This is a genomic window from Tardiphaga sp. 172_B4_N1_3 (genome assembly GCF_052076035.1).
GTDB lineage: Bacteria > Pseudomonadota > Alphaproteobacteria > Rhizobiales > Xanthobacteraceae > Tardiphaga > Tardiphaga robiniae.
Map to the genome: position 1 here is coordinate 4,073,338 of NZ_CP197238.1, position 22,087 is coordinate 4,095,424.

24 protein-coding genes are annotated in these 22,087 nt (G+C 62.1%); 9 read left to right on the forward strand and 15 right to left on the reverse strand.

Translation table 11 applies throughout. The features are described from left to right. Positions 1-2,091, reverse strand: a complete 2,091-nt coding sequence (locus AB7783_RS19315) for a M3 family metallopeptidase (protein WP_441278522.1) — start codon at positions 2,089-2,091, stop codon at positions 1-3. Positions 2,092-2,221: 130 nt separating this feature from the next. Here AB7783_RS19315 and AB7783_RS19320 point away from each other — a divergent pair, with 130 nt between their 5' ends. From AB7783_RS19320 to AB7783_RS19350, 7 genes are all read left to right on the forward strand, one after another. Then, entirely contained in the window at positions 2,222-2,473 is a 252-nt protein-coding gene (locus tag AB7783_RS19320; protein WP_068728984.1) for a hypothetical protein, read from the forward strand. An 874-nt stretch (positions 2,474-3,347) separates the two neighbouring features. Next, positions 3,348-4,490, forward strand: a complete 1,143-nt coding sequence (locus AB7783_RS19325; RefSeq protein WP_068728986.1) for a type III PLP-dependent enzyme — start codon at positions 3,348-3,350, stop codon at positions 4,488-4,490. 148 nt (positions 4,491-4,638) lie between these two features. After that, positions 4,639-5,235 (forward strand): GNAT family N-acetyltransferase, encoded by a 597-nt coding sequence (locus tag AB7783_RS19330; protein WP_441278523.1) that lies wholly within the window; start codon positions 4,639-4,641, stop codon positions 5,233-5,235. A 54-nt stretch (positions 5,236-5,289) separates the two neighbouring features. Continuing rightward, complete coding sequence (locus AB7783_RS19335; protein WP_175367756.1) at positions 5,290-5,676, forward strand: RidA family protein; 387 nt, start codon at positions 5,290-5,292, stop codon at positions 5,674-5,676. Between the two features lie 271 nt (positions 5,677-5,947). After that, positions 5,948-6,352: a nucleoside diphosphate kinase regulator gene (gene rnk, locus AB7783_RS19340; protein WP_309942932.1), complete on the forward strand. Its 405-nt coding sequence runs from the start codon at positions 5,948-5,950 to the stop codon at positions 6,350-6,352. A 128-nt stretch (positions 6,353-6,480) separates the two neighbouring features. Beyond that, positions 6,481-7,926, forward strand: a complete 1,446-nt coding sequence (locus tag AB7783_RS19345) for a homospermidine synthase (protein WP_093757214.1) — start codon at positions 6,481-6,483, stop codon at positions 7,924-7,926. A 232-nt stretch (positions 7,927-8,158) separates the two neighbouring features. Continuing rightward, positions 8,159-8,488 (forward strand): GIY-YIG nuclease family protein, encoded by a 330-nt coding sequence (locus AB7783_RS19350; protein ID WP_068728996.1) that lies wholly within the window; start codon positions 8,159-8,161, stop codon positions 8,486-8,488. Positions 8,489-8,609: 121 nt separating this feature from the next. Here AB7783_RS19350 and AB7783_RS19355 read toward each other — a convergent pair whose 3' ends face one another. The 12 genes from AB7783_RS19355 to AB7783_RS19410 form a co-directional block, all read right to left on the reverse strand. After that, complete coding sequence (locus AB7783_RS19355; RefSeq protein WP_441278524.1) at positions 8,610-9,350, reverse strand: acetoacetate decarboxylase; 741 nt, start codon at positions 9,348-9,350, stop codon at positions 8,610-8,612. A 228-nt stretch (positions 9,351-9,578) separates the two neighbouring features. Continuing rightward, on the reverse strand, positions 9,579-9,917 hold the full coding sequence (locus tag AB7783_RS19360; protein WP_175367751.1) for a hypothetical protein: 339 nt from the start codon (positions 9,915-9,917) through the stop codon (positions 9,579-9,581). 105 nt (positions 9,918-10,022) lie between these two features. Continuing rightward, positions 10,023-10,739: an MgtC/SapB family protein gene (locus AB7783_RS19365; protein ID WP_089265780.1), complete on the reverse strand. Its 717-nt coding sequence runs from the start codon at positions 10,737-10,739 to the stop codon at positions 10,023-10,025. A gap of 96 nt (positions 10,740-10,835) precedes the next feature. Next, positions 10,836-11,858, reverse strand: coding sequence for a WD40 repeat domain-containing protein (locus AB7783_RS19370; RefSeq protein WP_441278525.1), 1,023 nt, complete (start codon positions 11,856-11,858; stop codon positions 10,836-10,838). Beyond that, positions 11,858-12,901, reverse strand: a complete 1,044-nt coding sequence (locus AB7783_RS19375; protein ID WP_184512079.1) for a CobW family GTP-binding protein — start codon at positions 12,899-12,901, stop codon at positions 11,858-11,860. Before AB7783_RS19375 ends, AB7783_RS19370 begins: the two co-directional genes overlap by 1 nt. A gap of 51 nt (positions 12,902-12,952) precedes the next feature. Then, on the reverse strand, positions 12,953-13,846 hold the full coding sequence (locus tag AB7783_RS19380; RefSeq protein ID WP_320445583.1) for a metal ABC transporter substrate-binding protein: 894 nt from the start codon (positions 13,844-13,846) through the stop codon (positions 12,953-12,955). Positions 13,847-13,857: 11 nt separating this feature from the next. Further along, positions 13,858-14,727: a metal ABC transporter permease gene (locus AB7783_RS19385; protein ID WP_441278526.1), complete on the reverse strand. Its 870-nt coding sequence runs from the start codon at positions 14,725-14,727 to the stop codon at positions 13,858-13,860. A 5-nt stretch (positions 14,728-14,732) separates the two neighbouring features. Further along, positions 14,733-15,491 (reverse strand): metal ABC transporter ATP-binding protein, encoded by a 759-nt coding sequence (locus AB7783_RS19390; RefSeq protein ID WP_320445585.1) that lies wholly within the window; start codon positions 15,489-15,491, stop codon positions 14,733-14,735. Then, positions 15,488-15,700: a hypothetical protein gene (locus AB7783_RS19395; RefSeq protein WP_320445586.1), complete on the reverse strand. Its 213-nt coding sequence runs from the start codon at positions 15,698-15,700 to the stop codon at positions 15,488-15,490. The genes AB7783_RS19390 and AB7783_RS19395 overlap by 4 nt, the downstream gene beginning before the upstream one ends. Positions 15,701-15,789: 89 nt before the next feature. Then, the gene (gene crcB, locus AB7783_RS19400) at positions 15,790-16,164 is read right to left on the reverse strand and encodes a fluoride efflux transporter CrcB (RefSeq protein WP_320445587.1); all 375 of its coding nucleotides are present in this window, start codon (positions 16,162-16,164) and stop codon (positions 15,790-15,792) included. A 170-nt stretch (positions 16,165-16,334) separates the two neighbouring features. Then, on the reverse strand, positions 16,335-16,934 hold the full coding sequence (locus tag AB7783_RS19405; RefSeq protein ID WP_093757222.1) for a superoxide dismutase: 600 nt from the start codon (positions 16,932-16,934) through the stop codon (positions 16,335-16,337). Between the two features lie 106 nt (positions 16,935-17,040). Further along, on the reverse strand, positions 17,041-18,282 hold the full coding sequence (locus AB7783_RS19410) for an MFS transporter (protein ID WP_441278527.1): 1,242 nt from the start codon (positions 18,280-18,282) through the stop codon (positions 17,041-17,043). A gap of 116 nt (positions 18,283-18,398) precedes the next feature. Between AB7783_RS19410 and AB7783_RS19415 the strand changes: the two genes are divergently transcribed. Both AB7783_RS19415 and AB7783_RS19420 read left to right on the forward strand, forming a co-directional pair. Next, complete coding sequence (locus tag AB7783_RS19415) at positions 18,399-18,923, forward strand: GNAT family N-acetyltransferase (RefSeq protein WP_093757224.1); 525 nt, start codon at positions 18,399-18,401, stop codon at positions 18,921-18,923. A gap of 144 nt (positions 18,924-19,067) precedes the next feature. Beyond that, complete coding sequence (locus AB7783_RS19420) at positions 19,068-19,511, forward strand: DUF2147 domain-containing protein (protein WP_441278528.1); 444 nt, start codon at positions 19,068-19,070, stop codon at positions 19,509-19,511. 15 nt (positions 19,512-19,526) lie between these two features. On the opposite strand, the gene AB7783_RS19425 is transcribed toward AB7783_RS19420, so the two are convergent. Next, positions 19,527-20,678, reverse strand: a complete 1,152-nt coding sequence (locus AB7783_RS19425) for a DUF3095 domain-containing protein (protein ID WP_441278529.1) — start codon at positions 20,676-20,678, stop codon at positions 19,527-19,529. Positions 20,679-20,769: 91 nt separating this feature from the next. Beyond that, complete coding sequence (gene glnT, locus AB7783_RS19430; RefSeq protein ID WP_089265769.1) at positions 20,770-22,074, reverse strand: type III glutamate--ammonia ligase; 1,305 nt, start codon at positions 22,072-22,074, stop codon at positions 20,770-20,772. Between the last annotated feature and the right edge of the window lie 13 nt (positions 22,075-22,087).

The following is a 22,087-nucleotide window of genomic DNA, read 5'->3' on the forward strand; positions in this document are numbered from 1 at the left end:
TCACGCCGCCTCAGGCTCTTCCAGCAACCCGCGCCGCCGCAGCAGCGCATCCGGCGCGGGGGCACGGCCGCGGAACGCTATATAGGCCGCCTCCGGATCAACCGAACCGCCCGACGAATAGATGTCGTCATGCAGCCGCTTGGCCACTGCGGGATCGAAGATGTTGCCGGCTTCCTCGAAGGCGCCGAAGGCGTCCGCATCCATCACTTCGGACCACATGTAGCTGTAGTAGCCAGACGCGTAGTGATCGCCGGAGAAGATGTGCCCGAACTGCGTCGGCCGGTGTCGCAGCGCGATTTCCTCGGGCATGCCGATCTTCTCCAGCTCCTTCTTCTCGAAGGCCGCGACATCGGCGGAGGCCGAGGCCGGCTGGGTATGGAATTCAAGATCGATCAGCGCCGACGACACAAACTCCACCGTGGCAAAGCCCTGGTTGAACTTGCGGGCAGCGATGAACCGTTTCAGCAGATCGTCGGGCAGCGGCTCATCGGTCTGGTAGTGCTTGGCGAAGGTCTGCAGCACCTGCGGCTGCTCCTGCCAGTGTTCATAGAGTTGCGACGGCAGTTCGACGAAGTCGGTGAACACCGACGTCCCCGACAGCGAGGGATAGGTGACGTTGGACAGCATGCCGTGCAGGCCATGGCCGAATTCATGGAACAGCGTGCGCGCGTCGTCCGGCGACAGCAGCGATGGCTGGCCGTCGGTGCCCTTGGCGAAGTTGCAGATGTTCAGCACCAGCGGTGCGACGTCGCCGTCAAGCTTCTGCTGGTCGCGCAGCGAGGTCATCCAGGCGCCGGAGCGCTTCGACGGGCGGGCGAAGTAGTCGCCATAGAAGATGGCCTTGAGCGCGCCCGAGGCGTCCTTGACCTCCCAGACGCGGACGTCCGGATGCCAGACCGGCACGTCCTTGCGCTCGGCGAAGGTGATACCGAACAAGCGCGTCGCGGTGTCGAATTGCGCCGCGATCATGTTGTCGAGGGTCAGATAAGGCTTGATCGCCGCATCATCGAAATTGGCGCGGCGCTGGCGCAGCTTTTCGGCGTAATAGCGCCAATCCCAGGCGGCGAGCTTGAAGTTGCCGCCCTCCTCCGCGATCAGCTCCTGCAGCGCATCGCGATCGGCCAGCGCGCGGGCACGCGCCGGCTTCCAGACCCGCTCCAGCAGACCGCGCACGGCCTCCGGCGTCTTCGCCATGGAGTCTTCCAGGCGATAGGCCGCGAAGGTCGGGAAGCCCAGGATCTTCGCGGTCTCCTCGCGCAGCTTCAGGATTTCGACGATGGTCTCGTTGTTGTCGTTGGCGTTGCCATTGTTGCCGCGCTGGATGAAGGCCTTGTAGGCCCTCTCGCGCAGGTCGCGCCGCGCCGCGCTTTTCAGGAACGGCTCCATCGAGGACCGCGACGTGGTGATGATCGCCTTGCCAGTCATGCCGCGCTCGTCAGCCGAGGCCCTGGCAGAGGCGACGAAGCTCTCGGCGAGCCCATCGAGATCGCCTTCGCCCAGCTCCATGAACCACTCCTGCTCGTCGCCGAGCAGATGATGGCTGAAACTGGTGCCGAGATGCGCGAGACGCTCGTTGATCTCGGCCATTCGCGCCTTGGCGGTCTCGTCGAGGCCGGCGCCGGAGCGGTGGAAGCGGGTATAGGTCCGCTCCAGGAGACGCATCTGTTCGGTGGTGAGGCCGAGCTCGGCGCGTTTGTCGTGCAACGCCACGATGCGGCCGAACAACACGGCATTCATCATGATCGGATTCCAGTGCCGCGCCATCCGCGACGACACGTCCTTGTCGATCTCCAGGATCGCCGGATTGGAATGCGCCGACACCAGATCGTAGAACACCGATGCCACACGGCTGAGCAACTTGCCGGAGCGCTCCAGCGCCGTGATCGTATTGGCAAAGTCAGGCGCGGCCGGATCGTTCACGATCGCGGCAATCTCGGCCGAATGGTCGAAAAACGCCTGTTCGAAGGCCGGCATGAAGTGCTCGGGCTTGATCTCGTCGAACGGCGGGGTCTCGAACGGGGTCTGCCAGGCTTTCAGAAGCGGATTTTCGAGACCTTTCGACGCAACCGGCGAGACCGACGTTTCTGACATAAGAAATCCTGCTTTGAAGCCCATAGAATGCGTCGATCTATACCACGCGATGGGGCTTTTTTGGGCCCTTTAGTGCTTGCCGCAGCAGGCTTTTTCGTTAGATTGCGGCCCGAAACAGGACCTTGAGATTATGACCACCTCCACCGCCCCTCGCCGTATCTACTGGCCCAGCGTCATCACCGTCATCTCGGCGGCGATCCTGATCGGCGCGGAAGTGTTCGGCGCCGCCTTCGCGGGCGGCTGGGCGCTGTCGATCCTGTTCGGCCTCTCCACCACCGGCGAGCACATCCTGCAGGTTTGCCTGTTCCTGTGCGGCGTCGCCATCATGGTCGCCTTCCTGCGCACCGCCGCACGGATCGAGCCGTTCACCCGCCGCGGCTGATCGCTGCGTGCTCGCGCAGCTCCACTCTCCGGCTTCCTCACACTCGACTGTCATCGCCCGGCCGGGCGCCCAACTGGGTGCTTGAGTCGAACGCCAGTCACCCGGGCTGCTCGTGATTCGTCGCTAGCTGTAGCGTTTACGAGATCCTTCCTCTCGCGGAAGAAGACACCGAGAGCGAGATGACAGCCGCACGAGAGGACGACTACAGGACCATGACGCTGGTGTAGTTCAGCACTCCACGCCAGCCCCAGACTACGCCAATTCCTTAACCGAACTTAACATCCGTTCATGTTGAGCGCGCTGAGTGCGTCTCGTTTGCAACGCTGCGCGATGGCGTTGAATAAAATGCCCCACAGCCCAAAAAAATTGTTGCGTGTCAGGGTCAAAGAACCTATTTCCGGTCTTGCCCAATTTCGCACGTGCCTGTGGTCGTGTGTCAGTCGGTAGGTATCCGGACAAGAGGCCGGACAGCCGCCAAGGGACGAAGAAGCCGAGGGTCGTTCGCGGAGTTTTGCGAAAGGCCAGCATCTCTCTCCAGAGATGCCGTTGAAGGTGACTTTGTTCTTTGCAACCGTGACTGGCAGCCGGAGGCGAACCGGCGCACCTCGTTCTCAACGGGGGACGCGACTTAAAGCAACGACGGAGCGGGCTTTTTTGGTCTCTGCTGGCTTTCCAACAGCCAGCGCGAATACCGAAGAGGCTTGTCCTTCATTGCCAGGTGTGCGGTAGGGTCACCCCCAACCAATCCACGGCAGCACTTACGGTCTGTACTTTTGGCTTTGTCACGCCTCCATCGCGTGCCTGGGTCCGAAAGCGCTGAACCGTCATCATTTTTTGAACGTGACCCTTTCGCGGGGCCGTTTGGGAGAGTGCTATGACCGAACGTATTCAGGAATTCCTCCGCGCCCGCCGCAACGAGGGCACCGATGTCGAGCCGTGCCTCGTCGTCGACCTCGAAGTCGTGCGCGACAACTTCCAGAGCTTTGCGAAGGCTTTGCCTGATAGCCGCGTGTTCTACGCGGTGAAGGCAAACCCGGCGCCGGAAGTGCTGTCGCTGCTCGCCTCGATGGGCTCGTGCTTCGACTGTGCGTCGGTGCAGGAAATCCAGATGGCGCTCGACGCTGGCGCCACGCCGGACCGCATCTCCTTCGGCAACACCATCAAGAAGGAACGCGATATCGCGCGCGCCCACGCGCTCGGCATCGGCCTGTTCTCGGTCGATTGCGCCGCTGAGGTCGAGAAGATCGCGCGTGCAGCTCCTGGCGCCCGCGTGTTCTGCCGCATTCTCTACGATTGCGCCGGCGCCGAGTGGCCGCTGTCGCGCAAGTTCGGCTGCGATCCGGAAATGGCTGTCGACGTGCTGGACCTCGCCAAGCGTCTTGGCCTGGAGCCCTATGGCATTTCATTCCATGTCGGCTCGCAGCAGCGCAAGGTGAAGGCATGGGACCGTGCGCTGGCAATGGCCTCGTCGGTGTTCCGTGACTGCGCCGAGCGCGGGATCAACCTCTCCATGGTCAATATGGGCGGCGGCTTCCCGACCAAGTACCTCAAGGAAGTCCCGGCGGTCGTGCAGTACGGCCGTTCGATCTTCCGTGCGCTGCGCAAGCATTTCGGCAACGCGATCCCGGAGACCATCATCGAGCCGGGCCGCGGCATGGTCGGCAATGCCGGCATCATCGAAGCCGAAGTCGTTCTGATCTCGAAGAAGAGCGACGAGGACGATGTGCGCTGGGTTTACCTGGACATTGGCAAGTTCGGCGGTCTCGCCGAGACCATGGACGAGTCGATCCGCTACGCCATCAAGACGCCGCATGACGGCGCCGAGATGACGCCCTGCGTGCTCGCCGGCCCGACCTGCGATTCGGCCGACGTGATGTATGAGAAGCTGCCGTATCCGCTGCCCGTGACTCTCGAGATCGGCGACAAGCTGCTGATCGAAGGCACCGGCGCCTATACGTCGACCTACTCGGCAGTGGCGTTCAACGGCTTCCCGCCGCTCCGCACCTTCCATATCTGAGCGTTGCAAATCTGACTTCGCTCACTATATCCGGCATCCACCCCGGATATGACTAATCGGAGAGCCGGCCCGCCGGCTCTCATCCCGTCACCTTCCAATTCTGGATGACAACACTCCGTGTGAAAAACGGAGTGGGGACCGACATGCCATGACCGATCTGCACGAGACCGCCACCAACAACACTGTTGCTTTGCCCATCGCAGCCCCTTCGTACGAGATCCGTGCGGAACGTGGCTCCGACGTCGCCGCCCGTGAATCTCTGCTGGATGTGTGCTTCGGCGCTTCGCGCCATGCCCGCACCTGCCAGCGACTGCGTGACGGACGACTGCCCGCCGAAGGCCTGGCCTTCTCGGCGGTGGCGCAAGGCAGGCTGGTCGGCACGATCAGGCTTTGGCATGTCGACGCCGGGGGCCGAGCTGCACTGATGCTCGGCCCCCTGGCGGTCGATCCGGGTGCCCGCGACCTTGGCCTTGGCGCCGCGTTGATGAATCACGCGATCGCCGAGGCCTCGGCGCGCGGCCATGGCGCCATCGTGCTGCTCGGCGACGCCCCCTATTACGAGCGTTTCGGATTCTCGCCGGACAGGTTGGCCGCGCTGGCGCTGCCCGGGCCGTTCGAGCGTGATCGCCTGCTCGGCCTCGAGCTGAAGCCCGGAGCGCTGGATGGCGCCCGCGGCATCATCTTCGGAAGCGGTAAATGGGTCCGCAAGGCTGCTGAGCCTGCCGATCTGGCCCACGCGGCTTGATTTGACCACCAAGACACGGCATTGCGGAGCTCACCTCCGCAGGAGAGCCCGGTAATGACGCGCAAACTGATTTCCACCGGATCGCCATTCGAAAAGACCGCTGGCTACAGCCGTGCGGTGGTCGACGGCGATTTCTGCTTCGTGTCCGGAACCACCGGCTACGATTACACCACCATGATCTTGCCGGCAGATATCACGGCACAGACACAGAACTGCTTCAAGACCATTGAAGCCGCACTGAAGGAGGCCGGCTTTGCCATGGCCGATATCGTGCGCGCGATCTACTACATCACCGACGCCAGCGACGCCGACAAGGTGTTCGCGGTGACCGGTGCGCATCTCGGCGAGATCAGGCCCGCTGCCACGCTCCTCGTGGTCTCCGGGCTCTACAAGCCCGAGATGAAAGTCGAAATCGAAGTCACCGCCAAGCGGCGCAGCTGATCGTCAACCGCGCGTCAGACACACCCGTTTGACGTCGCTGCTAGCAACGGCGCCATCGCCGGTTGACTTTCACTGCAGGATACATAGGTTTCGGCCATCATGACGAACCTGCCCCGCAACCGCTTACTGCTCCGCGCCGGTCACCTTCAAGCAGGAATGTGACCCGGGCGCACGCGCGCGCGCCGTCCGGGCTTGTTCGATTTCAACATCCTCATCATTCTTGGCATGCTCGGGCGCTTTGCGCGCCGGGCGTCATTTGGCTGTGAAACCCATGATCCATTCCCTTCGCACTGAGCTGCCGCCCATCACACTCCGCCGCAGCGACCGTGAGCGTCTCGGCGTACTGGCCGAGGCCGCTGCAGAGAAATACCCTGTGACCGCCGACTTTCTGGCCGGCGAAGTTGAGCGCGCGACGATCGTGCCCGACACTCATCCATTGCCCGGAATCGTCGGCATGGAGTCCGATGTGACGTTCCGCGACGATATCAGCGGGCAGGAAAAGCACGTCACACTGGTCTATCCGACCTCCGCCGACGTGGACACCGGGCGAATTTCGGTATTGACCCCGATCGGAGCCGCGCTTATCGGCCTTTCTGCGGGGCAGTCCATTACATTCGAGACGCCCTCGGGGGAACCACGTTCGCTGACCGTTCTCTCGGTCGGCATACGGCGCTGAGCTGCATTTAATACCGGCATCGAGATTTCATTCCCGAAATTTCATTCTGATGTCACATCGTCACTGTCCTTTCCCAACCGCGCACGACGCAGCGCGTTCATCTTGATCCTGTCTGGAGTTAGAAGCTGATGTCCTCATCCCCCGCCTCGCCGATCTACGCGAAGATCACTGGCCCCATCGTGATCGTCGGCTTCGGCTCGATCGGCAAGGGCATGGTGCCGATGATCGAGCGGCATCTCGACTACGACAAGTCGCGCATCACCGTGCTCGACCCCAAGGATGAGGGCCGCAAGGCGCTGTGCGACAAGCATGGTCTGCGCTTCATCCAGCAGGGGCTGACCAGGGAGAATTATCGCGAACTGCTGACGCCCCTCCTCACTGAGGGCGGCGGCCAGGGTTTTTGCGTCAACCTGTCGGTCGATACCGGCTCGGTCGATATCATGGAGCTCTGCAACGAGCTCGGCGCGCTCTACATCGACACGGTCAACGAGCCCTGGCTCGGCTTCTATTTCGACGCATCGAAGGGCGCCGAAGCGCGCTCCAACTACGCTTTGCGCGAAACGACGCTGGCCGCCAAGAAGGCCCGCAAGGCCGGCTCGACCACGGCCGTCTCCTGCTGCGGCGCCAATCCCGGCATGGTCTCCTTCTTCGTCAAGCAGGCGCTGCTGAATGTCGCTTCCGACCTGAAGCTCAATGCCCCGCAGCCGAAGACCAAGGCCGAATGGGCGGACCTGATGCGGCAGGCCGGCATCAAGGGCGTCCACATCGCTGAGCGCGACACGCAACGCTCCAAGTCGCCGAAGCCGCCGGAGGTCTTCGTCAACACCTGGTCGGTCGAAGGCTTCCTCTCGGAAGGCGTGCAGCCGTCCGAACTCGGCTGGGGCACCCATGAAAAGTGGATGCCGGAGAATGCACACACCCATGAGGCCGGCTGCGGCGCTGCGATCTACCTGATGCAGCCCGGCGCCAATACGCGCGTGCGCACCTGGTGCCCGACGCGCGGCGCGCAATACGGCTTCCTCGTCACCCACAACGAGTCGATCTCGATCTCCGATTATTTCACGGTGCGTGACGCGTCGGGCACCGCGGTGTTCCGGCCGACCTGCCACTATGCCTATCACCCGGCGGACGATGCGGTGCTGTCGCTGCACGAGATGTTCGGCTCCGGCAAGATGCAGACGAAGCACCACATCCTCGACGAAAACGAAATCGTCGACGGTATCGACGAACTCGGTGTGCTGCTCTACGGCCACGACAACAATGCCTACTGGTTCGGCTCACAGCTCTCCATCGAGGAGACGCGTGAACTCGCGCCCTATCAGAACGCCACCGGCCTGCAGGTGACCTCGGCCGTGCTCGGCGGCATGGTCTGGGCGCTGGAGCATCCGACGGAAGGTATCGTCGAGGCCGACGAGATCGACTTCGAGCGTCTGCTGGAGATCCAGACACCCTATCTCGGCCCGGTGAAGGGCTACTACACCGACTGGACGCCGCTCGAAGGCCGCCCGGGCCTGTTCCCGGAAGATATCGACACGAGCGATCCGTGGCAGTTCAAGAACGTGCTGGTGCGGTAGCGAACACTCCGCCCTCATCCTGAGGAGCAAATGGCGGCTGCATCTCGCAGCCGCCATTTGCGTCTCGAAGGATGGCCGCGGGCTCCGGCTCCGTGCCCTCATGGTTCGAGACGGCGCTGAAGAAGCGCCTCCTCACCATGAGGGGTTGGGCTGCAGAGCAACTTGACAGTGCGAACGACTGCTCCATTCTCGAGATTGGAACTTTCAATTTCTCAGAAAATGGAGCCGATCCATGCTGGACGGTGCGTTTCTCTATATCGTGAGGTGTGCCGACGGGAGTTATTATATCGGCATCACACGCACCTCGCTCGACATCAGAATAGCCCAGCACAACGCCGGCACCTTTCCCGGCTATACGTCTACACGCAGACCTGTCGAACTGTTGTATTCGCAATGGTTTGAGCGCATCACCGACGCGATCGAGAATGAGCGTAAACTCAAGCGCTGGAGCAGGGCGAAGAAAGAAGCGCTGATCCGTGGCGACTTCGCGATATTAAAGCAACTTGCTCGACGCAAGTTACCTCACTTACGGAAACCACCACATGCTCAGCCCTCATCCTGAGGAGGCGCTTCTTCAGCGCCGTCTCGAAGGATGGCCGCACACTTCGACACCTCGGCCTCATGGTTCGAGACGGCGCAAGAACGCCTCCTCACCATGAGGGTCGGGCAGAGGCGCCCGCTTCCTATTTGGCCAGATAATCAAACGCCACTTCGCCCAGCCCCAGCGTCAGGTCGCACTTGAAGTGCAGCGCCGACACGACTTCCTTCACCGGCAACCGCGCCACATCCGCGAGCGCATGTGGAAACAGGCCGAGCGCCGCAGGCCCGGTCCAGGCTTCCTTGAGATTGATCTCTTCCAGGTGATAGCGCACCAGCTCGCAGATGCGCGGCGTGCCATCGACATGCGGGATGATCTTCAGAATAAAGTTCGGCACCGTCAGCGCATGCATCACTGTATCATGATCCACCGGCCGGTGCTTGTAGCCCATGGTGCCTGACGCGCAGAGCACCGAGCCGTAATGCAGCGTGCCGACCAGCACGTCGCTCTCCACCACGATCTTCGGGGTCGCGCGCTTCTTCGGGAAGCCCCAGAGCTCGCGGCCACCGGCAATCGGCGCATCGTCGTCGAGATACATCGAGTGGATATAGACGCCCTCGACGCCGTTGAGGCGGACCGGAATCGCCTGCCCGGTTTCGGTGTAGTCGCCGAAGCCGGTGGAATCCGGCATGCGGATGAATTCGTATTTCACGATATTGTCGACGATCTCAAGCGGCTCCGGCACCACGGCCTGCAGCGCGTCCATGTCGGTGCGATAGCTGATGATGAAATATTCGCGGTCGTAGAATTTGTAGGGCCCGCGCGGAAATGACGGATTGGTCAGCGGCATCGAATAGGCGTTACGCCTGATATCTTCGATCTTCATGGTGCCCCCTATGAAACTGTTGGCAGGGAGTATGAAGGCGGTCGATGAAACTGGCGAGACTATTGTGCGGGCAGCGTCAACAAACACCGTCCTCATCCTGAGGAGCGCGCTCTTCGCGCGCGTCTCGAAGGATGGCGGCACACTGAGAGAACCCGGCCTCATGGTTCGAGACGGCGCAAACGCGCCTCCTCACCATGAGGGACTTTGACAGCGACCTGGAAAGCTCCGCTATTTCGTGGTGATCGGCGGCGCCGTTTTCTCCGCCGGCGCCGGCGGCAGCGCCGGCTTGGCGCCGGCATCGCGTGCTTCTGCATCCGGACGCGCCGGCTGCGGCGGCGTTTCCTGCGGGCGCTGGCCGGTGGTCGCGGGTTCTGCGGGGGCCGACGGCTTGTTTTCGGCACCAGGCGTCGACTGCAGTGGCGGCGTCGCCTGGGCAAATCGAGCGGATGGTGGCGTCAGCGTGAGCCGCGCCATTGCCGACGTCGATGCGCCCAATCCTGCTGCGGTCGCCAAGATCGCGATCGTGAAATACGTCCGGAACACGCGCGTCTGGGTCGTCGGGATCATGGCATCCACCGCAGTTAATGTGCGGTGACAACGGGAGCCGGCCGCCAAAGTTCCCGAGCCGGAAGTCGCAGATCGCCGATGGCGCCCTGGACTTCCTTTGGACGACTAGTCCTTGGTGCTGACGTCCCATGTGGCGTTGCGCACGCCGGCATACGCCTCGAGCCGGGCGGCCACGGCATCCAGCTCCTTGGGATCGACGGCCGTCGAGACCAGCGTGGCCACGATCTCCTGCTGGGTGTCGCTCTGCTCGATCACATCGACATCGCCGACCGGATATTTTGCGGCTTCCAGCGCCTCCTGCAGGCGCTCGCGCATCTCGGGTACCACCTCGGGCGAGACCGTGAGCCGCACGTAATAGGTCACTTCCGACGACTTCGCGTCCAGCGGCGCCCGGTTGATCGCATTGACCAGCGGCCGCAGCAGCGTATTGCCGGCCAGCACGAAAAACGTAAGCGCGATAGCCTGTGCGATCATGTCCGCGCCGGCGCAGGAGCCCACCGCGGCCGAACTCCACAGCGTCGCCGCCGTATTGAGGCCGCGCACATTGGTGCCTTCCTTCATGATGACGCCCGCACCGAGAAAGCCGATGCCGGAGACGACATAGGCGATCACGCGCACCGCGCCATCGGCACCGTGCAGCTGCATTGCGAGATCGACGAAAGCGGCCGCCCCGAGCGCCACCAACACATTGGTGCGCAGGCCCGCGGTGCGCTGGCGATATTGTCGCTCAGCACCGATCAGCGTGCCCAGCACAAAGGCCGTGGCCAGGCTGAGCAGCGTGTCGAGGAAGTCGTAGGTCTGGAATGTTGCCAAAAATCGCATGATGTCTGCATGCGTACAGGAAGTGACGGGCGGATGACAATGCCGCCTCGCACCGACCGTCGTGAACTCCCTCTCCCCACAGGGGAGGTGAAAGAACTACAGCTCCAGCAATCCCGCGTCGCCGTCCTGATCGGCGAAGGCCAGCAGCGTACCCTTGGCATTCCAGGCCAGCGCGCTGACGGGCTGCCCCTTGTTGGGCCGCACCAGAATCTCGGCGCCATCGGTCATGCGGACCATCAGGATGGTGCCGTCACTGTAACCGGCGGCCAGGATGTCCTGCTTGGGATGACAGGCCACCATGGTGACCTTGGCCTTGAGCGGCGCCAGCATTGCCGGCTCCTTGCCCATCGGGCCGTCCTTGCTCGCGAACGGCCAGATGATGACCGTATCCGCGCCCGAGGTCGCGAGACCCTTGCCACCGGCGCTCCAGGAAATCGAGCGCACGCGTGCGGGATAGCCGGTCATGCGCATGTGCTTGCCGTCGACGAGACGCCAGCCATGCAGCGCCGGCTCATGCATCGCGGTGACCAGAAACTTGTTGTCCGGGCTGAATGTCACGCCGAGATGCGAACCGGCCCATTCCAGCACTTCGGCATTGCCGGCCATGTTGGGAAACCACAGCGTCACGCCGTTGTAGTGGGCTATCGCGAGCCGCAGACCTTTGGGCGCGAATGCAAGGCCGCCAACGGTCGACGGCACCTCGAAGAATTTCACCTCGCCCTTCGGCGCCTGCACGAAGGCCGTCTTGCCCGCCGACCACGCCACAGCGCCATCGGGATGCAGCGCAACACTGTCGATCCAGCGCCGTTTGGCGTCGGTCGCAAAGGTCGAGACTGTGCCGTCGCGATCGAGCACGACGACCTTGCCGTCGTCACAGCCCATGACGACGCGCTTGCCGTCGGAGGTCGAGCACAGGATGCCACCGAATGCGACCTCGACGGGCGACATCGCACCCGCCGGATCGACCAGCGTGACTTTCTCTTCGGCGCCGACAAAGGCTGCCTTGTCGCCGAGAAAATGCACTGATGTGACCGATGCACCGATGGCCACCGGCAACACGCGGTCGGTGACCGAGACGATGGATTCCTGCTCCTGCAGCGGATTGAAATCGGACATCATCAGGCGGGGATGCAGCGTTCGAAGCCGTCGCGGATCAGCTGCTCGGGCAGATCGCGACCGATAAAGACAAGACGGCTTTCGCGCTTCTCGCCGTCCTTCCACGGCCGCTGATGATCGCCTTCGAGCATCATGTGGACGCCCTGGAAGACATAGCGCTCGTCATCGCCGGAGAACGACAGGATGCCCTTGGAGCGTAAAATCTTGCCGCCCTCCTTGGCCATCAGGTCCTGCAGCCAGGGCATGAAGGTCGAGGCATCGAGCGCCTTGTCGGTACGCAGCGACATCGAGTGCATATCCTCGTCGTGATAGTGCTTCAGACCACCGTGGCCGTGATCATGATGGTGATGATGGCCGTGATCGTGGTCATGATGATCGTGACCGTCGTCCGCATTGAGGAATTCCGGTTCGATCTCCAGAATGCGATCGAGATCGAAGGCGCCACGCTCCAGCACATCGGACAGCTTCACCTGCGCGCGTTCGGTCTTGTGCAGCTTCGCATAGGGGTTGATGGCGCGAATGCGCGCCTCGACTTCGGCGAGCTCGGGCTTCGACACGAGATCGATCTTGTTCAGCACGATGACATCGGCAAAGGCGATCTGGTTCTTGGCTTCCGGCGCGTCCTTAAGGCGGTCGCTCAGCCATTTGGCATCGGCCACGGTCACCACCGCGTCGAGCCGTGCATGGGCCTGCACGTCCTCGTCGACGAAGAAGGTCTGCGCCACCGGGGCGGGATCGGCGAGGCCCGTGGTCTCGACGATGATCGCGTCGAACTTGCCCTTGCGCTTCATGAGACCATCGAGAATGCGCACGAGGTCGCCGCGGACAGTGCAGCAGACGCAGCCGTTGTTCATCTCGAAAACTTCTTCATCCGCGCCGATGATGAGATCGTTGTCGATACCGATCTCGCCGAACTCGTTGACGATCACAGCGTATTTCTTGCCGTGGTTTTCCGACAGGATGCGGTTCAGCAGCGTGGTCTTGCCGGCGCCGAGATAGCCGGTCAGCACGGTCACGGGAATTTTGTTGGCAGTCGCTTCAGACATGATCACTCCGGCGGGGTCTTGTGCAGCGCCGGCAGCAGGGGTGCCCCTGCGCTAACTGGTCAGCGCGCTCGTCAGCGCCTTTATATTGTGCCTGACCATATCAATGTAAGTGGGTGCATCGCCGTTTTCGGGCGTCAGACTGTCGGAATACAGCGTTCCGCCGATTTTTGCCCCGGTCTCGGCGGCGATCCGGCGCATCAGCCGGGGATCGGCGATGTTTTCCAGAAAAACGGCCGGAATTTTCGAGATCTTGAGCTGGGTGATGATGACCGCGATATCCTTCGCGCTGGGCTCCGAATCCGTCGAAACGCCCTGCGGCGCAATAAATTCGATGCCATAGGCCGCCGCGAAATAGCCGAAGGCGTCGTGGGTCGAGATTACCTTGCGGTGCGCTGAGGGGATGGAAGCCACAGCCGCCTTCACGTCACCGTCGAGGGTTGTCAGCTTCGCGAGATAGGCCTCGGCGTTCGCCTTGTAGGTGTCGGCACCGGCAGGATCGGCCTTGGCCAGCGCATCGCGAATGTTTGCGACATAGATCCTGGCATTGGCCACCGATTGCCAGGCGTGCGGATCCTCGTGCGAGTCGAGCTTGCGCGGTGCGATGCCCTGTGTCGCGGTGACGATGACAGCCTTGCCGCCGGATGATTTCACCAACCGCGGCAGCCAGCCTTCGAAGCCGAGGCCGTTGACGACAACGAGCTTCGCATCGGCGATCTTTTTCGCGTCACGCGGCGTTGGTGTGTAGACATGCGCATCGCCATTCGGGCCGACCAGGGTCGTGACAGCTATCCGCTCGCCGCCGACATTGCGCACGAAGTCACCCAGGATGGAGAAACTCGCGACGACATCGATCTTGTTCTGGGTCTTGTCCTGCGCACGCGCCGGGACGATCGCATTGACGAGCGACAGGATGGCACAAAGGACAAATACGCTGCATTTCCGCATAACTGACACACCTACGCCTCAAGATGCCGGCCGGGGAACAACTGCCTCACCAAGCCACTGACATTGCCGAACAAAACCGAAAATACGTAGAGCACCGCGGCGACCAGAATGATCGCGGGGCCGGACGGCACCTTGGTCTGGAACGACAGCACCAGACCGAAGTAACCGGAGGCCATCGCGCTCGCGACGGAGATCATCATTATCCCCGTGATATCGCGCGACCAGAACCGCGCGATGCCCGCCGGCAGGATCATCAGCCCCACCGCGAGCAGCGTGCCGAGGGCGTGGAAGCCGTTGACGAGATTGACGACGACCAGCGCAAGGAACGCCAGATGCGCGGGTGCACCGGCGCGCGAGACCGTGCGCAGAAACACCGGATCGACGCATTCGATCACCAGTGGACGATAGATCACCGCCATCACCACCAGTGTGATCGTCGCGTTGAACGCGATCACCAGCAGCGTCTGATCGTCGAGTGCGAGAATATTGCCAAACAGCACGTGCAGCAGATCGATATTGGTGCCGCGCATCGAAACGATGGTGACGCCGACTGCGAGTGATACGAGATAGAACGCGGCAAGCGATGCGTCTTCTTTGATAACGGTCACGCGCGACACCAGCCCTGCCAGCAAAGCGACGGAAAAGCCTGCAATCAGGCCGCCAAACGTCATCGCAAACAGATTTAGCCCCGAGAACAGGAAGCCGATCGCCGCCCCCGGCAGAATCGCATGCGCCATAGCATCGCCGACAAGGCTCATCCGCCGCAGCATCAGGAACACGCCGATCGGCGCGCCGCCGAGCGCGAGCGCAACCACGCCGGCCAGCGCGCGGCGCATGAATTCGAATTCGAGGAAAGGCGCGATCAGCGCATCGTAGAGCATGTCGATCAGGCCGCCCGCGAGTGTGCGGCATCGACAACACAGGTGCCGGCGCCATCGTCGAAGGCTTCGCACATGCGCCGCGCCTCCAGCAGGTTATCCGCCGTCAGCACCTGCTGGGTCGGTCCCCAGGCCACGGAGCCGCGCGCTAGCAGCAGCGTCTCCGGGAAATGCGCGCGTACCATCTCCATATCGTGCAGCGCCGCCAGTACCGTGCGCTTCTCGGCATGCCAGTGACGCACCAGCGCAATCAAATCAGCCGACGTCTTGGCGTCGATCGCATTGAACGGCTCGTCGAGCACGATAACGCGTGCGTCCTGCAACAACACCCGCGCAAACAGCATCCGCTGCATCTGGCCGCCGGACAGCGTGCCGATATTGCGGTTCTCGAATCCGTTGAGGCCAACAGCGGTGAGGGCCCGTCCAATTTGCTCGCGTGCGTTCTTGCCAAGGCCGCCGAATATCCCGGTCTTGCGCCAAAGCCCTGTGCCGACGAAGTCGAACACCGAGATAGGGAATGTGCGGTCGATGTCGACGCTCTGCGGCAGGTAAGCGATGTCGCGCGCCTTCAGGCCGCCAAGTGTGATCGCGCCCGTCAGCGGCTTCAGGATGCCGACGATGCCGCGAAACAGCGTGGATTTGCCCGCGCCGTTCGGCCCGACCACCGCGAGCAAACTGCCAGCTGCGATCTCGCCATTGAGGTGATGCACGGCCGGATGCCGGTCATAACCCAGCGTGACGTTCTGGAAAGCGAGCTGTGTCGTCATGATGGCCTCATCGCCAGCAGAACCACCGCCCAGAGCGCTGCGGAGACCGCCAGCGCAGCCCCCAGCCGTGCGGGCAACGTCATGCGCAAGATCGACCAGGGCGCGGGCTGGGCCGGATGCGGGCTTGCCGGGCCATGGCTGTGGGTATGACCGTGGCCGTCCGCGTGACCATGGGAGTGGTCATGACCGTGGGAATGGGAGTGCGCCATGAAATCGGGCCTGGCCAATGAATATCCGGCGCCAAGGCGCCTGCCCCTTATTTATGTTATATTATAACATACCGCAAGCCTGGGAGGGTTCAGGCGAAGTGGCGGACCAGCGCCAGGCCGGCAAAAAGCCCGGCAATCGATAGCACCACCGAGCCCAGCACATAGGCCAGTGCGAGGCCTAGGTCGCCGCGCTCATAGAGCACTGCCGTATCCAGTGAAAAGGCCGAAAACGTCGTGTAGCCGCCGAGGATGCCGGTCATCAGGAACAGGCGCCAGGGCTGCGAGGCCTCGCCCTTGTAAGCCAGATAGCCGGCGATCAGGCCCATCACCGTGGAGCCAGTGATGTTGATGATGAAGGTGCCCCACGGGAATGCCGTCCCCATGCAGCGGGCGCAGGTCATGTTGATCACATGGCGCAGGGTGGCGCCGAGGCCGCCGCCGACAAAAACCAAAACGTAATTCATCGAACACCCGCTGCGCTTGGTGGCTCACGTCATTCCGTTCTGCCGCAGCGTGTCTGCGGCGGCAAGTCGCAGCAGGCCGAGCAAGACACGAAAACGTCACGACAACGAAAAAAAGCGGCAGCTTGCGCCACCGCCCTTCCCGCGCGTCATTAAACGCAAATCGAAAGCGATCAGACCGCCTTGCCGAACTGCTCGTCGACATATTCCCAGTTCACAAGGTGATCGACGAACGCCTTGAGATAGTCGGGACGACGGTTGCGGTAGTCGATGTAGTAGGAGTGCTCCCAGACGTCGACGCCGAGGATCGGGGTCGCGCCATGGACCAACGGGCTTTCGCCGTTCGCGGTCTTGGAGATTTCCAGCTTGCCGTTCTTGACCGAGAGCCAGGCCCAGCCGGAGCCGAACTGGCCAACGCCTGCAGCGGCGAAGTCGGTCTTGAACTTCTCGAGACCGCCGAGATCCTCGGTGATCTTCTTCTCCAGACGGCCGGGCAGCTTGTCGCCACCGCCGTTCGGCTTCATCCAGTTCCAGAAGTGGAGATGGTTGTAGTGCTGGCCGGCATTGTTGAAGAGCGCGGCATTCTTGCCGAACGAGCCCTTCACGATTTCTTCAAGCGATTTGCCTTCGAATTCGGTGCCCTTCAGCAGGTTGTTGCCGTTGGTCACGTAAGCCTGATGGTGCTTATCGTGATGGAATTCCAGCGTTTCCTTCGACATATGCGGCGCGAGCGCGTCATAGGCGTAAGGCAGATTGGGAAGCGTGAAGGTCATGGGTCAAGATCCGCAATAATGGGAGAGTTGGCTTAACGGGAACCCTTATAGAAGGTTCCGCCCGGCTCCGACACTCCCATCTTTGCGATCCCCGATCGCTTCGCGATCAGGCCGCGCTCGGCATTGCGGCGGAGACGGCATCGCGCCGCACTGGCGGCTTCACATTCATCAGCATCTGGAAGCATCCGGCGATCATCCCGATCACGACGGCGAATTGCCAGGCACGATCGTAATTGCCGAGATGAGAGAAGATCATGCCGCCGCCCCAGGCGCCCAGGAAAGATCCTGCCTGATGGCTGAGGAAGGCGATGCCCGTGAGTGTCGCCATGAAGCGCAACCCGAACAGCTGCGCGACGAGGCCGTTCACCAGCGGGACCACGCCGAGCCACAGCGATCCCAGCACGGCTGCGAAGACCATGGTCGTGGTCGGCGTCGCCGGAAAATAGAAATAAGTGGCGAGCGCCAACGAGCGAACGATGTAAATTCCGCCGAGCAAAATCTGCTTCGGATAACGGCCGCCAAGCCAGCCAAAGGCATAGGAGCCAAACACATTGAACAGACCGACTATTGCCAGCGCGGTGGCGCCAAGCGACGCGTCGAGGCCGCAGATCGCCAGATAATTCGGCAGATGCGTGGTGATGAATACGAGCTGCAGGCCGCAGACAAAGAACGACAACGCCAGCACGATATAACCGGAATGACCGAGTGCGGACTGCACCACTTCTCCCAAAGATTGCTGCAGCTCATCCGCCGGTGCGCGTTCGATCTTGTCAGACTGGCCAGCAAACAGCGCAGCGGGGAGCATCACCGCAGCGAGGCCGAGAAAGCCGATCAGCGCCACTTGCCAGCCCGCCGTCGAGATCAGCGTCTGCGCCAGCGGCGACGCGATGACGAGACCGAGCGAACCTGCAGCCGACACCGCGCCCATGGTGACGCTGCGCTTGGCGGCGGAGACGCTGCGCGAAGCTACCGTCATGGTCATGCTCGACGCCGTGCAAGACAGTGCGAGGCCGACGCAAAGGCCGGCGCCCAGGGTGAAAACCAGCGGCGTGGTCGCGACCATCATGAAGACGAGGCCGGCCGCATAGATCACAACGCCGATGATCATCACGTGACGGGTGCCGAAACGATCGGCGATAGCACCGATGAAGGGCTGCGAGATGCCCCAGATCACGTTCTGCAAAGCGGTGGCCAGGGAGAAATCAGCCGTGGTGATGGCGGTGTCGCGCAGAATCGAGGGTTGAAACAGGCCGAAGCTCTGGCGCATGCCCATGGCCAGGCTGAGCAGCGTCGCCGCGCCGGCCAAAATCGCCCAGCGCTGGTATTTGGAGAGCTCCGCCTCAGTCATTCCAACGTTTCCTTGATCCCTAGAATATTATTCTAAGATAAGCACTGGATTCGACAGGTTTACTACCCTCGGACCGACCTATAAGGGCTGCACAAAGCGCAGAGGTGGCGACCGAAATGAGCATCGAAATCGAGATTGTGACCGGCGATGCCTCATGGCCGAGCGTCAAACCGCTGTTCGACCTGGTTTGGCCGCGCGAGGCGGTCGAGAAACTGCCCTGGGGACACGTGGTCTTCGCCTATCCCGAATTGCGGGTCATCGTGGAGGACGACGGACAGCCGGTCTGCCATGTCGGCCTGTATCGGCGCGAAGGCATATGGAAGGATCGCAAGACGCGGATTGGCGGCATCGGCGGCGTTGTGACGCATCCCGACTATCGTCGTCGCGGTCTGGCCAGTCTGGCGCTCACCGCCGCACTCCATACGCTGAAAGACGAACGCGCCACCGATTTTGCGCTGCTATTCTGTGAACCGCACAATCTGGATTTCTACACCCGCCGCAACTGGAAGCCGTTCATCGGCGAGGTCTATGCCGAACAGCACGGCGAGCGGGTACGCTTCGATGTCATGACCCCGCTGGTGTCCTACCTGAAGCGAGCGCCGCATGAAGGCGAGATGGACCTGTGCGGGCTGCCGTGGTGACCGCCACCGGTTGACCTGAGCAAGCTGCGTCAAATTGAATCGATCATGATCATTTGAGACGCTGAGTAGTCTCAAACGCATCGCCGCGGCATTGCACAAATCCCATTTCTTGTTATGCAGACCGCCTGATCCGAGGAGACACGCATGGCCGCCAGATTGACTGTTATGATCGCATTGCTGGGTGCAGTGTTCGCAGGCTCCGCTGCGCAAGCCCAATCGGGCGGCGAAGCAACGGGTGTCTGGCAGACCCAGGCCGGCGATGCACAGGTGCGGGTCAGCAAATGCGGCACCATCCTGTGCGGCACCGTCGTCTCGCTGCGCGACAAGATCGATCCGCAGACCGGCAAGCCGCCGATCGACGACAAGAATCCCGATCCCGCGCTGGCTAAACGTTCGATGATCGGTGTTCACCTGTTCTACGATATGCGCCCTACCGGAGCGAACACGTGGTCGGGCCGGATCTATAATGCCGATGACGGGAAGATCTATACCAGCAACGTGGCGCTGGTCGGCCCTAACACGCTGAAGGTCGAAGGCTGTGTCGGCGCATTCTGCGGTGGCGAGAACTGGACCCGCGTCGGCCGGTAACTCAGTTCGCTTCTCTCAGACTGACATGGCCTTCAACGCGGTGGCCGCCGAGGCATAACCGCCGCGCGCGCCGTCGATGAAATGAACGTGATCGCTGCGGATGGCTGACGGCGTGAAACACGTCATCATCGCCGCATCCTGCCGATGCAGGCCATAGCGCACCGTTCCTTCCGAGCCCGCCGCAACAAGACGCTGCTCCAGCGCGCGTTCGAGATCGGGCGTGCAATCCAGAATCATGCGCAGGCTGTCATCATATTTGCGGAAATCCGAGTTCTCGACCAACTGCTGCACATAGGTCTTCGGCACGAAGCCGCCGACGCTAATGCCAAAACGCATCAACACAAAAACGAACAGCGTTCGCGTCGTCACCCAGATACGAAAGCGCGAAAGCGATTTCGCGCCGCGGCCAGCTCGGATTTCGTAGCCGAGACCCGCGGGCGGCCACGTCATCGCGGGACCGCCTGCGGGTACGGGACGGCCCGCATTTGGACTGCGTTCGACCAGCGCGATAATGTCTTCGATGACGCGGCGAAATGCGGATGGCTCGGCGCCCGCTGCGGCCGTCACCAGCACCGACAGGATCAAACCGTGCGCCGATGGAATTTCCTCGAAACGACATGAGAGCCCGGAGAGATCGGGATAGGTCCCGACAGGTGCCGGCATCACCGCGAATTCGCCGCGCTTCATCGCGGCCTCTGCCCAGCCCAATCCGCCACCGGAAAACATCGCATAGGACACATTCTTCGATGGACCGAAGCGCGCCACGCGCACGTCCGGCCCCTGCGCACGGATGTCCTTGATCGGGACCAGGGCCACCCGCATCACGAGATCGAGATCGTGCTTCACCCAGGTCGCCGTCGCCGCCAAAGCCCCGCGGGCGCGATCGAGATCGTCCGGTGAGACTGCGAAGCTCGCGCCATCGCCGCCGAACACGAACGGGAATTCGCGGCCGTCCAGCGCATTGGTCACGGCCGCGATGACGGCAGCGCCGGCCATGTTGACGGCCTTGTAGCGCTGTTCGGCGATGGCCTTGGTGGATTCCACGATATCGGCGACGCCGATGATCCAGTCATCCGGCAGCGGCATGTACAAAGCCGGGTCCATCACCCGGTCGAAACCGTAAAATATTGAAATGCCGTCGTAAAACGCGCTGACGCCGGTCGTCATGGTGCGAAATGATCCTGCGACAACGTTGCGTCAACCCAATGACGCTCCTGAGGCAGAACTCATAGCACGCAATTTCGACGAACGTGCGGTATCAGCAATCCAAAGTCGTCTGCCGCTCCCATTCGGTGAGCTGACGGCAGTGCTCATTCCAGTCGCTGTGTTTGAGCTTGAGATACGATCCGACCACGACCTCGCCGAGCTGCGCCTTCAACACGTCGGATGCTTCGAGCGCCCGCAATGCATCGAGCAGGTTCAGCGGCAGCTGCTTTGCCTTCGGTACCTTCGCGCCTTCCGTATACATATTGATGTCGAGGCGCGGGCCGGGATCGCGGCTGTTGGCCATGCCGTCGAGACCAGCGGCGAGCAAGGTCGCCGGCAGCAGATAGGGATTCACCGCACCATCGGGCAAACGGAATTCGAACCGGCCCGCATCGGGAATGCGGATCATATGCGTGCGATTGTTGCCGCCGTAGGTCACCGTGTTCGGCGACCATGTCGCGCCCGAGAGCGTGCGCGGCGCATTGATGCGCTTGTAGGAATTCACCGTGGGATTGGTGATAGCGCAAACCGCTTCGGCCGAATGAACGAGGCCGCCGATGAAGTGATAGGCCGTCTTCGAGAGACCCAACTCGCCGCTCTCGTCCTCGAACACGTTCGAGCCGTCCTTGGTCGACCATAGTGACGCATGGACGTGGCAGCCGTTGCCAGTGAGATTGGCAAACGGCTTCGGCATGAAGGTCGCCTTGTAGCCGTGCTTTTCGGCAATCGACTTGACCATAAACTTAAAGAACGCGTGGCGATCGGCGGTCTTCAGCGCGGTGTCGAACTCCCAGTTCATCTCGAACTGGCCGTTGGCGTCTTCATGATCGTTCTGATAGGGCTTCCAGCCGAGCGCAATCATCGCATCACAGATTTCGGCGACGATCTCGTAGCGCCGCATCAGCGCCTGCTGGTCGTAGCATGGTTTGCTCTGCTGATCTGCCGGATCGGAAATCGCGGTGCCATCTGGTGAGATCAGAAAATACTCGCATTCGACGCCGGTCTTGAGTTCGACGCCTTGCCCCGCCGCCTTAGCAATGAGGCCTTTCAGCACCTGACGCGGATTCTGCGCCACGGGCTTGCCGCCCATATAAAGATCCCCGGTGACCCAGGCGACGCCGGGCTTCCATGGCAGCAGCGTCAGCGTATCCATGTCCGGCATCACGAGGACATCGGGGTCGGCTGGAGTCATGTCGAACCATGCCGCGAAACCGGCAAAGCCCGCTCCGGACTTGGCGACGCCGTCCATCGCGGTCGCCGGCACCAGCTTGGCGCGCATGCCGCCGAACAGATCGACGAAGGCGATGAGGAAATATTTGAGATCGTGTTGCTTGGCTAGTTCGGTCCAGGTCGTCATTGACACGCGCTCC

What these genes read in the sequence shown, in the direction of transcription:
- AB7783_RS19315 (WP_441278522.1), bottom strand. Translation starts at nt 2,091, where the DNA reads ATGTCAGAAACGTCGGTCTCGCCGGTTGCGTCGAAAGGTCTCGAAAAT.
- AB7783_RS19320 (WP_068728984.1), top strand. Translation starts at nt 2,222, where the DNA reads ATGACCACCTCCACCGCCCCTCGCCGTATCTACTGGCCCAGCGTCATC.
- AB7783_RS19325 (WP_068728986.1), top strand. Translation starts at nt 3,348, where the DNA reads ATGACCGAACGTATTCAGGAATTCCTCCGCGCCCGCCGCAACGAGGGC.
- AB7783_RS19330 (WP_441278523.1), top strand. Translation starts at nt 4,639, where the DNA reads ATGACCGATCTGCACGAGACCGCCACCAACAACACTGTTGCTTTGCCC.
- AB7783_RS19335 (WP_175367756.1), top strand. Translation starts at nt 5,290, where the DNA reads ATGACGCGCAAACTGATTTCCACCGGATCGCCATTCGAAAAGACCGCT.
- rnk (WP_309942932.1), top strand. Translation starts at nt 5,948, where the DNA reads ATGATCCATTCCCTTCGCACTGAGCTGCCGCCCATCACACTCCGCCGC.
- AB7783_RS19345 (WP_093757214.1), top strand. Translation starts at nt 6,481, where the DNA reads ATGTCCTCATCCCCCGCCTCGCCGATCTACGCGAAGATCACTGGCCCC.
- AB7783_RS19350 (WP_068728996.1), top strand. Translation starts at nt 8,159, where the DNA reads ATGCTGGACGGTGCGTTTCTCTATATCGTGAGGTGTGCCGACGGGAGT.
- AB7783_RS19355 (WP_441278524.1), bottom strand. Translation starts at nt 9,350, where the DNA reads ATGAAGATCGAAGATATCAGGCGTAACGCCTATTCGATGCCGCTGACC.
- AB7783_RS19360 (WP_175367751.1), bottom strand. Translation starts at nt 9,917, where the DNA reads ATGATCCCGACGACCCAGACGCGCGTGTTCCGGACGTATTTCACGATC.
- AB7783_RS19365 (WP_089265780.1), bottom strand. Translation starts at nt 10,739, where the DNA reads ATGCGATTTTTGGCAACATTCCAGACCTACGACTTCCTCGACACGCTG.
- AB7783_RS19370 (WP_441278525.1), bottom strand. Translation starts at nt 11,858, where the DNA reads ATGATGTCCGATTTCAATCCGCTGCAGGAGCAGGAATCCATCGTCTCG.
- AB7783_RS19375 (WP_184512079.1), bottom strand. Translation starts at nt 12,901, where the DNA reads ATGTCTGAAGCGACTGCCAACAAAATTCCCGTGACCGTGCTGACCGGC.
- AB7783_RS19380 (WP_320445583.1), bottom strand. Translation starts at nt 13,846, where the DNA reads ATGCGGAAATGCAGCGTATTTGTCCTTTGTGCCATCCTGTCGCTCGTC.
- AB7783_RS19385 (WP_441278526.1), bottom strand. Translation starts at nt 14,727, where the DNA reads ATGCTCTACGATGCGCTGATCGCGCCTTTCCTCGAATTCGAATTCATG.
- AB7783_RS19390 (WP_320445585.1), bottom strand. Translation starts at nt 15,491, where the DNA reads ATGACGACACAGCTCGCTTTCCAGAACGTCACGCTGGGTTATGACCGG.
- AB7783_RS19395 (WP_320445586.1), bottom strand. Translation starts at nt 15,700, where the DNA reads ATGGCGCACTCCCATTCCCACGGTCATGACCACTCCCATGGTCACGCG.
- crcB (WP_320445587.1), bottom strand. Translation starts at nt 16,164, where the DNA reads ATGAATTACGTTTTGGTTTTTGTCGGCGGCGGCCTCGGCGCCACCCTG.
- AB7783_RS19405 (WP_093757222.1), bottom strand. Translation starts at nt 16,934, where the DNA reads ATGACCTTCACGCTTCCCAATCTGCCTTACGCCTATGACGCGCTCGCG.
- AB7783_RS19410 (WP_441278527.1), bottom strand. Translation starts at nt 18,282, where the DNA reads ATGACTGAGGCGGAGCTCTCCAAATACCAGCGCTGGGCGATTTTGGCC.
- AB7783_RS19415 (WP_093757224.1), top strand. Translation starts at nt 18,399, where the DNA reads ATGAGCATCGAAATCGAGATTGTGACCGGCGATGCCTCATGGCCGAGC.
- AB7783_RS19420 (WP_441278528.1), top strand. Translation starts at nt 19,068, where the DNA reads ATGGCCGCCAGATTGACTGTTATGATCGCATTGCTGGGTGCAGTGTTC.
- AB7783_RS19425 (WP_441278529.1), bottom strand. Translation starts at nt 20,678, where the DNA reads ATGACGACCGGCGTCAGCGCGTTTTACGACGGCATTTCAATATTTTAC.
- glnT (WP_089265769.1), bottom strand. Translation starts at nt 22,074, where the DNA reads ATGACGACCTGGACCGAACTAGCCAAGCAACACGATCTCAAATATTTC.